The organism is Pseudomonas sp. TH15 (genome assembly GCF_016651105.1).
In the GTDB taxonomy this organism is placed as follows: Bacteria; Pseudomonadota; Gammaproteobacteria; order Pseudomonadales; family Pseudomonadaceae; genus Aquipseudomonas.
Genome location: NZ_JAEKEL010000001.1, coordinates 4,636,896 through 4,651,393 on the forward strand (window position 1 = coordinate 4,636,896; position 14,498 = coordinate 4,651,393).

The following is a 14,498-nucleotide window of genomic DNA, read 5'->3' on the forward strand; positions in this document are numbered from 1 at the left end:
AACCGGGAAGGACGCCATGACAGATTGCCAACGCCTGCACCGCCAAGGCTACGCCCTGCTCCGTGGGGCCATTCCCGCGCAATGGCTGGGCGAGCTCCGCGCCGCGTTCGATGCGGGTGTGAAGCCTTCGTCGCAATGGCCAACACCGCGCGGGATGGACTGGCGTCATGCGCAATTGGATCTGGATCCGCAGATTCAGGCGACCTGTCGTCTACCGCAAGTGTTGGCGATCGTGGGCGAACTGATTGGCGAGCGTTTCTTTCTTGCGCAGGTAGAAGGCCGCGAACCCCTTGGCGGTGGTGGTCATCAACCGTTGCATCGCGACATGTCGGCGCAACGGCCAGGGGACATGGTCAATGCTCTGGTCTTTCTCGACGACTATGGCCCCGACAATGGCGCAACACGCATCGTCCCCGGCAGCCATCGGCCTGAGCCGGGAGCGCCACCCCTGGATATCAATGAGCTGCCCGGCTGTGTGCAGCTAGCAGGCCGCGCGGGCGACGTACTGCTATTCGATGTCGATCTGGTGCACGCGGGCAGTTTGAATCACACCGGTGCGCGCCGCCGCACGCTGCTGATCAGCTATTGCGCTGTGGCGCTGTACGACTCACAGCTGCAAACGGCGCATCTGCGAGGCGTGCGAATGGACATCGGCGACCGCTTCGAACCATCGGACTTTGCCTACAACCTGTGTCCCGTTTCGGGGGTCGACAAACCTGCCTTGCGCTCCCAACATAGCGCTTTCTCTGAACATGACAGCGAGGCGTTGTAATGAGCCACCCGACTATCCGTGCGTTGATCCTGGATGACTACGCCCACAACGCCTTCCGTGAAGCGCACATCGAGCGCCCCCAGCCTCAAGCTCACGAAGTGCTGGTGCGGGTGGTGGCCAGCGGCGTCAACCCGATCGACTACAAGATCCGCTCCGGCAACGCGCCCTACGCGATGCCGGAGCTGCCAGCGATTCTCGGCACCGACATGGCCGGGGTGATCGAAGCTGTCGGTGCCGACATCAAGCACTTGGCTGTCGGCGATGAAGTGTACGGAATGGTCGGCGGCGTCCGTGGTTTGCCGGGATCGCTGGCGGAATACCTCGCGGTGGATGCCGATCTGGTGGCGCGTAAACCGAAAAATCTCGGGTTTCGCGAGGCGGCGGCAATTCCGCTGGTGTTCCTCACCGCTTGGGAAGGTCTGGTCGATCGTGCTCACGTCCAGGCCGGGCAAAAAGTCCTGGTGCATGGCGGCGCCGGCGGCGTGGGCCACATGGCCGTGCAAATTGCCAGGGCGCTGGGCGCCGAAGTGTTCGCCACGGTTTCGCCGGGCAAACGCTCGATTGTCGAAGGCTACGGCGCCACGGCGATCGACTACCGCGACGAGCCGGTTGCGCAATACGTGAACCAGCATACCGGCGGCAAAGGTTTCGACGTGATTTACGACACCGTCGGCGGCCAGAGCCTCGACGATTCGTTCGCCGCCATTCGTCTCTATGGCCACGTCACCAGTTGCGCGGCGTTCGGCACCCACAACCTTGCCACCGGCTCGCTGCGCAGTGCGACGCTGTCGGGGATTTTCGTGTTATTGCCTATGCTCACTGGCGTTGGTCGCAAGCACCACGCCGAGATCCTCGGTTACGCAACGCGACTGATCGAAGAAGGCAAGGTCAAGCCGTTGATGCATCCGCAGCGCTTCAGCCTCGGCGAAGCACGCCAGGCCCATGATGCGGTTGAACAAGGCACTGGCATCGGCAAAGTGGTGATCGACATCGCTTGATCCCACAGCAGATTGAGAAGCAAAAAAGCCCCGCGACCCAATGAGTCGCGGGGCAAAAAAATTGGTTGGTTGCGGCCAACCAAAGGAGCTCTGTTACATACGTGTACCGGGCAGGATCAGATGCAGTCTTGCGCAGCTCGTTCAAAACTCGATGGCAGGTAGTTCGAGGCCAGCAGGTGGCGCTCGTAGAGGAACACCTTGCCGCCGGTACCCGCCTTGTAGGCTTCGAGTATGTTGTCCGCGGAAATCTTGCTCGGTACCACGATCCGGTAACTGCGTTGGGTCTGCGAGACCGTTGGGGTCAGCGCGCTGCCCTGCAGCTTCGGCACCACACAATCGGCGTACTGCGCAGGGGTTTTGCTGGTCTGCAAAACCAGGGTCGGATTGTTCGGTGTCGAGGCACAACCGGCGAGCAGCAAGGCAGCGACAGCCATGGCAGGCACAAATAAAGGACGCATAGGGGTAATCCTGAAAATAAAGGTTCTGTTCAACCGGCAACGGTTCAGCCTCACGGAGCTGCCGTCGCCATTTATGTTTTAAGTGTTCAGCTCGACGCCACCAGCGCCTTGAGCGACACATCGAATTGCTTCAAAGCGTTAAGCTGCAAGTCGCGTTGCTTGTCGATCTGCGCAGCAATTGCCGCTGCCGCCTGGTTGTGGACCCACACGGAAGGCAGCTGTTTTTCCACCGCCCCTTCAGCTTTGCCGATGTATTGCAGGTCGGCGTCGTAGAAACGTGCGGTGAAGCGCGCTTCGACCAGACTGTTGCGTTGCGTCAGCAAGCGGTTGAACGTGTCGAGTTTCACCACGATGTCTGGATGTGCCTGGACCAACGCATCGAGGCTGTCGTAAACGGTGACGGACAAAAACTGTTGCTGCAGCGAACTGATCAACCAATCGATGGCCAGTTCAGGATCGGAGCTGCCGACGAAGGCCTCGCGAATCCTTGAGTCCAGCGCATCTTTGGCACCGTTGGCGGCCATGTCGTGGTAACGCTCAAGGTATTGCAGGTTTTCCAGTGTGTTCTCGCTGTACAGCACGCCGACGCTTTGCGAGTGTCGCAACGTCGCGCTGCTGCCGGCGATGGGCTGGAGATGACACGACCGGGCGTCGTCTGCGTAGGTCGGTGCAGCGGCAACCGCTCCGCCCATCAACAGGGCGACCAGAGCCAGTCGGGTCAAAGTGTTCATCGCGCAAATTCCTTGAGCTGCGTGTTCGATGGAAGCGATTTTCCGCCCATTGGCGACAAAGCAAAACTTGCGTTTCGTGATGGTCACTATTACTTCTAGCAATAGTTGCGCGACGTGCAGACTGATACACACTTCAATACAACTAGAAAAAGATGAAAGAGGATCTCTCTTTGAGAACATTCGACCTGATCCGTGACGCCGTTTTGCCCGACTTTCGCGAGCGAGTGGCGGAATACCTGGTCCAGTACGAGACTGTATTGCTAGCCGACGCCCCCGGCGACACCCAGCTGATTCGGGACACAGCCCATCAGCTGCGCGGTTACCTGCGCGGCCTGAACACCACGCGAGTGCTGGGCATGGCGGACTGGGAAGAGCTCGATCGGCGGGTGGTAAACACCTGGCTAGCGCCGCAGCAATGACCGACTAGACTTGCCGGGCTGTTTCCGACTGTCGAACCGGAGGTGCCCCATGAGCAACACCGAACCCACTACTTTCAACGGCTGGGCGGCCACCGCTGCCGGCGCACCGCTAGAGCGTTACAGCTACGATCCCGGCGCATTGGGCGAAGAAGACGTCGAAGTCGCCGTGGAATACTGCGGTGTCTGCCACTCGGATCAATCGCTGATCGACAACGACTGGGGCATCAGCCGCTATCCGTTCGTGCCGGGCCACGAAGCGGTCGGCAAGATCGTTCGTATGGGCTCGCAGGTACGTGGCTTGAAAATGGGCCAGCGTGTCGGCATCGGTTGGTACAAGGGCAGTTGCATGCACTGCTCATCCTGCATCTCGGGCTCGCAGCAACTGTGCGGCACCGCGCAGCCGACCATCATCGGCAGTAACGGTGGCTTCGCCGATCGCTTGCGCTCGCACTGGGCCTGGGCGATTCCGGTACCTGACAACCTTGATCCAGCGATGGTTGGGCCATTGTTCTGCGCAGGTTCAACGGTATTCAACCCGTTGCTGCAATTCGGCGTGAAACCCACCGACCGCGTCGGCGTGGTCGGCATCGGCGGCCTTGGCCACTTGGCGCTGCGCTTTCTGAATGCCTGGGGCTGTGAAGTCACCGCGTTTACCTCATCGCTGAACAAGCAGGATGAAGCTAAACGCCTCGGCGCGCACAATGTCGTCGCCTCAACCGACAGCAATGCGTTGAAAGCCATTGCCGGTACGCTGGATTTTCTGCTGATCAGTGCCAACGCCGACCTCGACTGGAAGGCCATGCTCGCCACTCTGCGGGCCAATGGGCGGCTGCATTTCGTCGGCATCGTGCCCAGTGCGATTCCGGTTCACGTGTTCGATCTGATCCCTCAGCAAAATCCCTGTCCGCCTCACCCGTTGGTTCGCCGGCCACCATGGCGACCATGCTCGAGTTCTGTGCGCGGCATCAGATTCTGCCGCAGGTCGAGATGTTTCCCATGAGTAAGGTCAACGAGGCCGTCGAGCATTTGCGCAGCGGCAAGGCGCGTTATCGCGTGGTGCTGGACGCCAGTCAGTGAGCAATCGGCGCGGCGGTTGATGCCGCTCGCGCCCTCCCCCAACGCCAATGGTCTGCGCGGCAACAAGGCCCCTGCGAAAATCCTTGGCGAACGCTTACAATCGCCCGTCTAACCGCCCACCAGACAGGCCCGCCCAGAAATGCCGCTCGACCCTCCGACGATGCTGACCCTCTCCATCGCCCTCGCAGCCGCTGCCGCGCTGTATCTGGCGATCGAGTGGCGGAGCATCCGTGAACCTTCGCTGCTGTTCTGGAGCGCCGGTTTCGCCACCATCACCGTGGGCTCCACCCTCGCATTGCTGCGCAGTAGCGGCTTTTTGCTGATCGGCATCTGGTTCGCCAACGGCCTGCTGGTGACCGCACACTTCCTCTTCCTGCTGGGCGTTGCGCGCTTCACGCAGATACGCCTGTCCCGCGGCTGGTACCTTATCTTCCTCACCTGGCTGGTGATGTTGTTATTGCCCGACGGGCCACTGTGGTCAAAAGTCATGCTCGCGGCCAACTCGCTGCTGGTGGCGCTGGTGACGCTCAAGGCGAGCACGCTGCTGCGCCCGCATGGCAAATCGCTGAGTGTGGGCGCGGTGCAACTGCGCTACGTTCTGCTGATTCACGGAAGCTTCTATATCGCCAAGGCCCTGACGGTGGTCATCCCCGGCACGCTGATCGATCTGGCCGCATTTCGCGGCGAGATCATCCAGATTTCGCTGGTCGAAGGCGCCATGGCAATCATGTTGATCGCGCTGTCGATGACCGGCACCGAGCGTTACCGCCGGGAAAAAGAGATCGCGCGCCTCGCCGAACGTGACCCGCTGACCGCCCTCTACAATCGCCGCGCCCTGGAAAAACGCGCTACGCGTCTGCTCGCCGACGTCTGCGCAGAACGCCCCGGCGCCCTGCTGCTGATCGACATCGACAACTTCAAACTGGTCAACGACCAATACGGCCACACCGCGGGCGATCGTCTGTTGATTGCATTGAGCGAAATGATCCGCTCGCTGCTGCCGCGCAATGCATTGACCGCACGCTTGGGCGGCGACGAGTTCGTCATACTGCTGGGCGGCGCCTCAAGCGAGCGCATCGTCGAGCTGGGCAACAGCCTGCGCGAACAGTTTCTGAGCACCACCTCACAGACATTCCCCACGCCCGAGGCCGTCACGTTGAGCATCGGCGCCAGTCTGTTCGAGCAACCGCCCGCCAGCCTCACGGCGTTGATCGAACAAGGCGATGTCGCTCTCTACGAGTCCAAACGCGGCGGTCGCAACCGCCTGCGCCTGACCGGGCTCCCCACACAAGGATGACCACAATCATGTCCAGCCTCGACAGTTCTCTGCAAGACAGCGCCGCGCCAGAAGGCGTTTGCTATGGCTGCGGCAGCAGCAACCCCCATGGATTGCACATTAAAAGCCACTGGCATGAAGATGGCGTGCACGTCCTCGCCGAGCACGTGCCAGACGCCAAATACTGCGGCTGGCCCGACCTGGTTTACGGTGGACTGATCGCGATGCTGGTCGATTGCCACTCCAACTGGACGGCGATGGCCTACCACTATCGCGCCGAACAGCGTGCCCCCGGCAGCCTGCCGCGCATCGACTGCGTGACCGGTAACCTGGGCATCAAATTCATCAAACCGACACCGATGGGCGTACCGTTGACCTTGCGGGCCAGAGTTGATGGCGACGTCGGGCGCAAGACTCGGGTGATCTGCGAGGTATATGCAGGGGATGTGCTGACGGCGGTGGGCGATTCAATTTTTGTGCGCGTGGACACCGGGCAACTGGCAGCGGTTGCGCACGGGCGCTGAAACCGGCGCGCTGGTATCTGGCACTCGGTAGCCAAACAAAAACGCTCGCGATCAGCGAGCGTCTTTGAATACGGATAATCAGGTGAGCCTTTCTTACAGACCGACGCGCTTCAAGCCCTGACGCATGCCTTCGTCCGCCTGTTCGCACCATTGCTTGAGACTCAGCGACGCCGGCAGGCCGGTTTCGAGCTTCTGGTATTCACCCTCGACCAACACTTCGCCCTTACGGCCTTGCGCTTCGTTCTTGTCGCCGTCCTTCTTGTTCACTGGACCCGGCATACCCTCAACGAAGGCAGCCATCTTGTCGGCATTCGCAGTGCTGTCGGCTTTGAGGAAACCCTTGTCGACGCAATGTTTGATCAGCCCGGTGGTGTTACGACCCGAGTCATAAACGCTTTTCAGCGTGGCAGCATCGATTTCTTCGGCATGGGCGAGACTGGACGCGCCGAAAGCGGCGGTCATTGCGAGGATCAAAGCGGTGTAATTCATATTTATTCCTTTAAATGTGCAGCCACGGTTTCATTGATGAATTCGTGCGAGCGAATATCCAATCGCTCAAGCAAAAAACAAGCGGTATTGCGCAACGATAACGCCGGAGTTTTTGATCTGGCCGCCTTACGCTTCAATCGCTAAAAAGAGCGCCTGGTACGCCTCCACCAGGTCCCCTTGGGTGAACGCTAAGTTGCGTCCACTTGGATTAGGCAAAACCCACACCGGGCAACCACCGAATAATTCGACCTGACGCCCCCACGGCACTTGTTTTTGTCCCGACAATGCGGCGTACGCGGCTTTGCCCAGAAACGCCACAAAACGCGGCGCACAGCGTTCGATCTTCGCCTCGAAACTGGCGGCGACTGCATTGAATTCATGTAGCGCCAATTGATCCGTCCGTGCCGTCGGCCGCCCGACCACCGCCGTCAAACCACAGCGATGGTGCAGAATCGAGCGGTCGTCCTCCGCGCGGATCTCCTGCGGAGTAAACCCGGCCAGATGCAACGTGCGCCAGAAACGATTGCTGCGGCCGGCAAAGTGATGCCCTTGCGCAGCGGCCTTGAGCCCCGGATTGATGCCACAGAAAATCACCGAAAGATCATCAGCCAGAATGTCCTCAAGTCCTTCGCCTGCCATATCGACTCTCGATTAATCATCCCCCCTCACCCTAACCCTCTCCCAGAGGTAGAGGGGACTGATTGCGGGATATTCAGGATAAACACCGACCTGAACCTGCTCTAGTGAATCCATTATCGACTCGATCTTTCCGGTCGGTGGATGACGCAGACACTGGCGTCGGCCCCTCTTCCTCCAGGAGAGAGCTGGGGTGAGGGCTTTGCTGCGCGCTACTTGAAATTGGCCCGTGCCGAGTGCAGTTTCTTGTAGCTATCGATCAACCGCAGGTGCCGGTCGAGCCCCTCCAGTTTCATGCTGGTCGGCGTCAAGCCATAGAAGCGTACGCTGCCGTCCACCGATCCGATCGCTGCATCCGTGCGCTCGGTGCCAAACATCCGGCGGAAATTGGCCTCGTAGTCTTCCAGTTCCAGGTCTTCGTCCAGCTTCATCTCCAGCACCACATTGACCGCCTGGTAGAACAAACCACGCTCAACCGTGTTGTCGTTGTACTGCAGGAACATTTCTACCGCCTCTTTCGCCTCTTCAACTTGCTGCAACGCGAGATAAATCAGCAGCTTCAACTCCAGGATTGTCAGCTGACCCCAAGCCGTATTGTCGTCAAATTCGATGCCGATCAAGCTGGTGATGTCGGTGTAGTCGTCCAGCTCACTTTCCACCAGACGTTCAACCAGCGCTTGCAGTTCGCTTTCCTCCAGGCGATGCAGGTTCAGGATATCGGCGCGGAAGAACAGCGCTTTGTTGGTGTTATCCCAGATCAGGTCATCAGCGGGATAGATTTCCGAATAGTCCGGCACGAGGATGCGGCACGCCTTGGCGCCGATATGCTCGTAGACGGCCATGTACACTTCCTTGCCCATACCTTTGAGAATGCCGAACAAGGTTGCGGCTTCCTCGGCATTCGAGTTTTCACCCTGGCCGGAGAAGTCCCACTCCACGAATTCGTAATCCGATTTGGCACTGAAGAAGCGCCACGACACCACGCCGCTGGAGTCGATAAAGTGCTCGACGAAGTTATTTGGCTCGGTCACCGCATGACCTTCAAAAGTCGGCTGAGGCAGGTCGTTGAGGCCTTCGAAACTGCGGCCCTGCAACAATTCGGTCAGGCTGCGTTCCAGCGCCACTTCCAGGCTCGGGTGCGCGCCGAACGAGGCGAACACACCGCCGGTACGCGGGTTCATCAGCGTGACGCACATCACCGGGAATTCACCGCCCAAGGACGCATCTTTCACCAACACCGGGAACCCTTGCTCTTCCAGCGCCTGAATACCGGCCAGTATCCCGGGATACTTCGCCAGCACATCGGCCGGCACATCCGGCAGTGCAAATTCGCCTTCGATGATTTCGCGTTTTACCGCGCGCTCGAAGATCTCCGACAGGCACTGCACTTGGGCTTCGGCCAGCGTGTTACCGGCACTCATGCCGTTGCTCAGGAACAGGTTCTCGATCAGGTTGGACGGGAAATACACCACCGCGCCGTCCGACTGGCGCACGTACGGCAGCGAGCAGATGCCGCGTTCCTCATTGCCTGAGTTGGTATCGATCAGGTGGGAGCCACGCAGCTCGCCGTCGCGGTTGTAAATCTTCAGGCAGTACTCGTCGAGAATTTCGGCGGGCAGTGCATCTTTACGGCCAGGCTTGAACCAACGTTCGTCCGGATAGTGCACAAACGCCGCATTGGCGATGTCTTCGCCCCAGAACTGGTCGTTGTAGAAGAAGTTGCAGTTCAGACGCTCGATAAACTCGCCCAGCGCCGACGCCAACGCGCCTTCTTTGGTCGCGCCCTTGCCATTGGTGAAACACATCGGCGAGTGCGCGTCGCGGATGTGCAGCGACCATACATTGGGAACGATATTGCGCCACGAAGCGATTTCAATCTTCATGCCCAGGTCAGCCAGAATGGCTGACATATTGGCAATGGTCTGCTCCAGCGGCAGGTCTTTGCCCGCGATATAGGTGCCCGCCGCTGAATTGGAAGCAGGCATCAACAATGCCTGGGCGTCGGCGTCGAGGTTTTCCACTTCTTCGATCACAAACTCAGGCCCGGCTTGCACCACTTTTTTCACGGTGCAGCGGTCGATGGAACGCAGGATGCCCTGGCGGTCCTTGTCGGAGATGTCCGCAGGCAGCTCGACCTGAATCTTGAAAATCTGGTTGTAGCGGTTTTCCGGATCAACAATGTTGTTCTGCGACAGGCGGATGTTTTCGGTAGGAATACTGCGAGTGTCGCAGTACAACTTCACGAAATAAGCCGCACACAAAGCCGATGAAGCGAGAAAGTAATCGAACGGACCAGGTGCCGAGCCATCGCCCTTGTAGCGGATAGGCTGATCGGCCACGACTGTGAAGTCATCGAACTTTGCTTCAAGCCGAAGGTTGTCGAGAAAGTTGACCTTGATTTCCATGGGGGATTACCAGAATAACGGGCTAGACGAATTGGCTGCCATTATCCGGCTTTTGCGCGGGAAGTCTTGCCCTTTCGGGATTGGCCGCTGATCGGCGCGCGGCACCCGGGGAGGCAAATCACGCGGGTTTCACTACGCTTTCAGTGCAGTTGCCCAGAAGAATCTGAACATTGCGCCCGCGCCGTGGTTCTAGATTCAGAAGACAGCGGATCAAGGACGAGCACATGGATCTTTCCAGCTATGCAGCCCCGCTTCCACCGCGCCAGAACGCCGTCACCCGCCGCCTCGCCTTCGCGGTCGGTGCGCTATTTGTCAGCGGTGTGATTGCCGCAACGGTGGCCTTGCTCGGTATTGCCGAACGCCTCGACAACGACGAAATCAACAAAACCCGCTTTTACTCCGCTCGCGCGCTGGAAAACCGCATCACTGCCTCGAAAAACTACATCACCAGCTACGCCTACTGGACCACCGCCTACGAGCATTTGAGCGGTCAGGTCGATACTGACTGGGCCTACACCGAGCAGAACGTCGGCAAGACCCTGTTCACCACCGACGGTTATGACGGCGTCTTCGTGCTGAACCGCGAAGGCACCCGCTATGGTGTGGTGCGCGGGCAAATGGTCGATGCCGAGCTGTCCGCGTTTGTTCAGGTGAGCGCCAGCGCGTTGCTCGATCAAGTGCTGGGGCAAGCTGACCTGACCAAACCGGTCAGCCGTTATTCACTGTTCGAGGGTTGGCCGGCGCGGGTGTCGGCGGCGGCGATCATTCCCAACGATGAGCGGCCCCTCGGCGATCCGCAAAAACCTCGGTGCTGGTATTTGTCGACAAACTCACGCCGACCAAGCTGCGCCTGATCGGCAGCGGTTACGGCTTGAACAACCTGAGCCTGGCACTGGACGAGACGCTCGACCCGCAACGACCTCGTGTGCCGCTGGACAACACCGGTTACAGCCTGATCGCTGATCTGGAGCGGCCCGGGCAACATTTATTGTGGTCATTGCTGCCGCCACTGGGCGCAACGATAGTGGTACTGATGCTGCTGACCGCGTACTTCTTCCGCCACGCTTTGCGTTCATCGCAGTACGTCGACCAGAGTTTTGCCGTCATGCAAACCGCCAATCAAGCATTGGAACACGCCAACCGTGACATCGAGGCGAGCGAAGAGCGCTTTCGTGCAGTGGCGGAAGCGGCGTCGGACTGGATCTGGGAAATTGATCAACGCCAGTCCATCACCTACCTGTCCGGGCGATTCAGTGAAGTGACTGGGTTCTCCAATCAGCAATGGGTGGGCCAAAACATCGAGCAACTGCTGTATTGCGACACCACGCCCCTGGCACTCTGGTTGAACAAACTGACCGAGCAAGCCGATGTCAGCGACCTGCGTTGTACCTACCGCGATCACACCGGACAACAACGCTACTGCCGCGTATCTGCCCGGCCGATTTTCGACCACCACGCCGTCATTGGCTATCGGGGCACCGCCAGCGACATCACCGATGAAGTCGCCGCCCACGCGCAAATCCAGCATCTGTCGATGCACGATGCGCTGACCGGTTTGCCCAACCGCAACAAGCTTGCGCGCTACCTTGACGAGGCGTTGCTGCTCAAAGAGTACTCGGCGCCGCTGACGTTATTGATGCTGGATCTGGACAACTTCAAGCCCATCAATGACTCCCTCGGCCACCCTGCCGGCGATGCGGTGTTGCAGGAGGTCGGCGCCCGTTTGCGTGAATGCACCCGCGACCATGACATCGTGGCCAGGCTGGGCGGTGATGAATTTGTCGTGGTGCTGCACGGCATGGACAGCCACAGCGAAATCGACAAATTCTGTACCCGACTTATCGCCAGCCTGCACCGGCCCATCCCTTATGAAAACCATGCGCTGCATATCGGCGCCAGCATCGGCATAGCCCTCAGCCGCCGCCAGGGTTACCTGCCCGGCGAATTGATCCGCTGCGCCGACATCGCGCTGTACAAGGCCAAGTCCGACGGTAAAAACACCTGGTGCTATTTCGAAGCGCACATGAACGACCAGATTCAACAGCGTCGCCAACTGGAAGACGATCTGCGCCTGGCGGTGCAGAACCAGCAGTTTGTACTGCATTACCAGCCGCGCTACAAAGTCGACGGCAAGGAAATTGTCTCGGTTGAAGCGCTGGTTCGCTGGCAGCATCCGACCCAAGGCCTGCTCGGGCCGGACGTGTTCATTCCCTTGGCCGAGCAAACCGACCTGATCGTGCCGCTGGGCCGCTGGGTTTTACGCGAAGCCTGCGAAACCGCCCTGACCTGGCCGGCCCACTTACTGTTATCGGTCAACCTTTCCCCGGCACAATTCGCCCGCAGTGACGTGGTCGAGGATGTCCGCGAGGTGCTGGTCGAAACGCGCTTCCCGGCCAGTCGCCTGGAACTGGAGATTACCGAAAACGTGATGCTCAACGACATCGACGGCGCCCTCACCACCATGAACGCGCTCAAGGAACTGGGCGTGCGCCTGAACATGGACGACTTCGGGACCGGTTATTCCTCACTCGGCTACCTGCGTGCCTACCCGTTCGACGGGATCAAGATCGACAAACGCTTCATCGCCTCGATGAGCAGCGGCGGCAACGACCGCGCGGTGGTTCAGGCGATCATCGGACTGGGCAAGGCCATGGGTCTGACCGTGACCGCCGAAGGGGTCGAAACCGAAGAGCAACTCAACATTCTGGGCGCAGATCAATGTCACGAGGTGCAAGGCTTCTTTATGAGCCGCCCGATCGACAAGGCCGCCTTTACCGATCTGCTGAATAGTTCCAGAGACCCGCGTTCGGCAGGCTCCGCCACCAGCCGCAAAGGTCGCGTAACCTGATCAGCCACCAGCGCTATTGCGTACCGGTGAAGATACTGCCCGCATCGCGCACCAGCTGGCGCCACTCAGCGCTGGTGATTAGCCCCTGCTCTTCCATTTCGTCAGCGGCTTTGAGCAACTCGTCATATTGCTCTTCCGGATCCAGGCGCATCTGCGGTTGGGTTGCCAGTTTGCGCCATGCCGCCAGTGATTGTTTTTTTGCTGATCAAACATAGGGACTCTCTCGCGAAGGCTTATTCGGTAGAGAGAGGTACGTTCGCGGCGTTCAGCGCAATCGACGGATGGCGCCGCGGTGCCTTGCCGTCATGGGTATTTTCATACGTGCTCTTCCATGCGCTCCAGTCGCTGGGACTGCCCTTGCCACTGCATCGAGTCGGCACAGCGAAAGGCGTGGCGGCCGTTGATTTCCAGCGCCGAGGTGAAGAAGAACTGCCCGACCGTGAGTTCGCCCACCGCATAGATCTGCCGTGTGCCTGCAGCCCGGCCTTGAAGGCGATAGCTGTCGGGGTCGACGCAAATGCCGCCCATTGCATGCGCCGTGGCCGTGCCGTTCTTGATCAGCGCAGCGAGCAATGCCGAGTCGAGCAGTTGCGCATCGCGCGGGAAACCTGTGGCGTGGATCAGTCGATCGTAAACGTGCGCCCAACCTGCGCCCTGCAACGTCAGGCCCTGCGAATCTGCCTGCGGTGAAGCAAACGCGCCGGCGACGAATTCGAGCTGGCCGTTGCGCAGATAACTGAGGATCTTGCGCGCATTTTCGCTGGGGATTGATACGCGATAGGCCATGAAGAAGCTGAAATACTCACTCATGAACCGCGCCTGCGCGCTGGCGTCCAGCGCCTGCCACACGTGCTCGATAAAGCCGTTGGTGGCGTAGAGAATGGCCTGCCAGATGCGCGGCGCCCGGGAGACGTTGAGTTCGTCCTCGATAAAGCGGATAACGTCCGGCGGCGGCGCCGGCATCGGGATCACCGCCGTGGTCGACGCCGGGTCATGTGCGGCCAGTTCCTTGCGAAACAACGCGACCAGATCACTGATCTGCAGCGGCCCGTTTTGCGCAACGAGCGCACGCACGCCCTCGCGTGTCAGGTGCTTGAGTTCGACGCGCTCCTGGGTCCCGCGCACCACTGGAAAATAGCCGCTGCGCGAGTGCATGCGAATCGGCCCACGGTGCCCGCCCTCGATCAAGGCAATCACCGTGTCGATGGCGCTCAAACGCGCACCAATCACCGCTACGCGCTCGTCCGGGTCGATGACGCTAAGCAGGCGCGACACTGGATAAGGCGTCGACAGGACGCGTGCATCGTGCCGGGCCGGGTCGATCTTCTTGCCCAACGGGCCACAGAACAGCAAGACCTTTTGCGTGGCAATACTTAGCCCGCAACGCGTGCGCACGGTCTCGGTGCCGTCGATCGGGTCAATGGCGCTGACTTCCGCGTGCATCAGCACGATCTGGCAACCGAGTGACGCGCCACGCAGGACGATTTTCCTGATCTGATGTTGCAGGTAAACGCCAAACAACGCTCGCGGCGCAAAGCTTTCCGCCGCCGGTTGAAACGTGGGGAAAGCGCTGCGCCAGGCGCTCGGGTGTTCTTCCAGCCAGCGTTGAAAATGCCCCGGCTGGTCGGGGAAAGGCGTGATGAAAGCGGTTTTGGTGTTGAGAATATTGCTCTGCAGATCGGCTTCATAAGCGGCGCCAGGACCAAAGTCCTGGCGTTTTTCGAACAGGTAAATCACCCCGGCCGGTGCGCTGCCGGCAGCGACGCGATCGAGATGACGTTGCAGGAATGCGACAGCCGTCGCGCCGCAGCCGACGATTGCAAAGGCACTTTTCATCAAGGTATTTCCTTATAGTGAACCGCTTC

The 14,498-nt window shown here is 59.7% G+C and carries 12 protein-coding genes and 2 pseudogenes; 7 read left to right on the forward strand and 7 right to left on the reverse strand.

Annotation, left to right across the window (positions count from 1 at the left end; all coding sequences use genetic code 11):
• Positions 1–16: 16 nt before the first annotated feature.
• A complete protein-coding gene (locus tag JFT87_RS20825) occupies positions 17–772 on the forward strand; it encodes a phytanoyl-CoA dioxygenase family protein (RefSeq protein ID WP_201204242.1) in 756 nt (251 codons plus the stop codon).
• Positions 772–1,770: a zinc-dependent alcohol dehydrogenase family protein gene (locus JFT87_RS20830; RefSeq protein WP_201204243.1), complete on the forward strand. Its 999-nt coding sequence runs from the start codon at positions 772–774 to the stop codon at positions 1,768–1,770. Before JFT87_RS20825 ends, JFT87_RS20830 begins: the two co-directional genes overlap by 1 nt.
• Positions 1,771–1,886: 116 nt before the next feature.
• Here JFT87_RS20830 and JFT87_RS20835 read toward each other — a convergent pair whose 3' ends face one another.
• Together JFT87_RS20835 and JFT87_RS20840 are read right to left on the reverse strand one after the other, a co-directional pair.
• Entirely contained in the window at positions 1,887–2,228 is a 342-nt protein-coding gene (locus tag JFT87_RS20835) for a hypothetical protein (RefSeq protein ID WP_201204244.1), read from the reverse strand.
• Positions 2,229–2,314: 86 nt separating this feature from the next.
• Complete coding sequence (locus tag JFT87_RS20840; protein ID WP_201204245.1) at positions 2,315–2,959, reverse strand: ATPase; 645 nt, start codon at positions 2,957–2,959, stop codon at positions 2,315–2,317.
• A 170-nt stretch (positions 2,960–3,129) separates the two neighbouring features.
• On the opposite strand from JFT87_RS20840, the gene JFT87_RS20845 reads away from it, so the two are divergent.
• The 4 genes and pseudogenes from JFT87_RS20845 (at position 3,130) to JFT87_RS20860 (ending at position 6,255) form a co-directional block, all read left to right on the forward strand.
• The gene (locus JFT87_RS20845; RefSeq protein WP_201204246.1) at positions 3,130–3,378 is read left to right on the forward strand and encodes a hypothetical protein; all 249 of its coding nucleotides are present in this window, start codon (positions 3,130–3,132) and stop codon (positions 3,376–3,378) included.
• 49 nt (positions 3,379–3,427) lie between these two features.
• Positions 3,428–4,455, forward strand: a pseudogene (gene ahr / locus JFT87_RS20850) (NADPH-dependent aldehyde reductase Ahr).
• 139 nt (positions 4,456–4,594) lie between these two features.
• Positions 4,595–5,752, forward strand: coding sequence for a GGDEF domain-containing protein (locus JFT87_RS20855; RefSeq protein ID WP_201204247.1), 1,158 nt, complete (start codon positions 4,595–4,597; stop codon positions 5,750–5,752).
• A gap of 8 nt (positions 5,753–5,760) precedes the next feature.
• Positions 5,761–6,255, forward strand: coding sequence for a PaaI family thioesterase (locus JFT87_RS20860; protein ID WP_201204248.1), 495 nt, complete (start codon positions 5,761–5,763; stop codon positions 6,253–6,255).
• Positions 6,256–6,348: 93 nt separating this feature from the next.
• Here JFT87_RS20860 and JFT87_RS20865 read toward each other — a convergent pair whose 3' ends face one another.
• The 3 genes from JFT87_RS20865 to JFT87_RS20875 form a co-directional block, all read right to left on the reverse strand.
• The gene (locus JFT87_RS20865; protein ID WP_201204249.1) at positions 6,349–6,744 is read right to left on the reverse strand and encodes a hypothetical protein; all 396 of its coding nucleotides are present in this window, start codon (positions 6,742–6,744) and stop codon (positions 6,349–6,351) included.
• Between the two features lie 126 nt (positions 6,745–6,870).
• Entirely contained in the window at positions 6,871–7,383 is a 513-nt protein-coding gene (gene mug / locus JFT87_RS20870; RefSeq protein ID WP_201204250.1) for a G/U mismatch-specific DNA glycosylase, read from the reverse strand.
• A gap of 209 nt (positions 7,384–7,592) precedes the next feature.
• A complete protein-coding gene (locus JFT87_RS20875; RefSeq protein WP_201204251.1) occupies positions 7,593–9,785 on the reverse strand; it encodes an OsmC domain/YcaO domain-containing protein in 2,193 nt (730 codons plus the stop codon).
• 224 nt (positions 9,786–10,009) lie between these two features.
• Between JFT87_RS20875 and JFT87_RS20880 the strand changes: the two are divergent.
• A pseudogene (locus JFT87_RS20880) lies at positions 10,010–12,633 on the forward strand (bifunctional diguanylate cyclase/phosphodiesterase).
• Positions 12,634–12,646: 13 nt separating this feature from the next.
• Here the strand turns inward: JFT87_RS20880 and JFT87_RS20885 are convergent.
• Both JFT87_RS20885 and JFT87_RS20890 read right to left on the reverse strand, forming a co-directional pair.
• Entirely contained in the window at positions 12,647–12,784 is a 138-nt protein-coding gene (locus JFT87_RS20885; protein WP_201204252.1) for a hypothetical protein, read from the reverse strand.
• Between the two features lie 164 nt (positions 12,785–12,948).
• Positions 12,949–14,469 (reverse strand): FAD/NAD(P)-binding protein, encoded by a 1,521-nt coding sequence (locus JFT87_RS20890; protein WP_201204254.1) that lies wholly within the window; start codon positions 14,467–14,469, stop codon positions 12,949–12,951.
• Positions 14,470–14,498: the final 29 nt, after the last annotated feature.

Bases quoted from the DNA above. Each gene is read 5' to 3' on its own strand.
- JFT87_RS20885 (WP_201204252.1), bottom strand. From the start codon at position 12,784: ATGCGCCTGGATCCGGAAGAGCAATATGACGAGTTGCTCAAAGCCGCT.
- mug (WP_201204250.1), bottom strand. From the start codon at position 7,383: ATGGCAGGCGAAGGACTTGAGGACATTCTGGCTGATGATCTTTCGGTG.
- JFT87_RS20835 (WP_201204244.1), bottom strand. From the start codon at position 2,228: ATGCGTCCTTTATTTGTGCCTGCCATGGCTGTCGCTGCCTTGCTGCTC.
- JFT87_RS20890 (WP_201204254.1), bottom strand. From the start codon at position 14,469: ATGAAAAGTGCCTTTGCAATCGTCGGCTGCGGCGCGACGGCTGTCGCA.
- JFT87_RS20830 (WP_201204243.1), top strand. From the start codon at position 772: ATGAGCCACCCGACTATCCGTGCGTTGATCCTGGATGACTACGCCCAC.
- JFT87_RS20855 (WP_201204247.1), top strand. From the start codon at position 4,595: ATGCCGCTCGACCCTCCGACGATGCTGACCCTCTCCATCGCCCTCGCA.
- JFT87_RS20825 (WP_201204242.1), top strand. From the start codon at position 17: ATGACAGATTGCCAACGCCTGCACCGCCAAGGCTACGCCCTGCTCCGT.
- JFT87_RS20865 (WP_201204249.1), bottom strand. From the start codon at position 6,744: ATGAATTACACCGCTTTGATCCTCGCAATGACCGCCGCTTTCGGCGCG.
- JFT87_RS20860 (WP_201204248.1), top strand. From the start codon at position 5,761: ATGTCCAGCCTCGACAGTTCTCTGCAAGACAGCGCCGCGCCAGAAGGC.
- JFT87_RS20875 (WP_201204251.1), bottom strand. From the start codon at position 9,785: ATGGAAATCAAGGTCAACTTTCTCGACAACCTTCGGCTTGAAGCAAAG.
- JFT87_RS20840 (WP_201204245.1), bottom strand. From the start codon at position 2,959: ATGAACACTTTGACCCGACTGGCTCTGGTCGCCCTGTTGATGGGCGGA.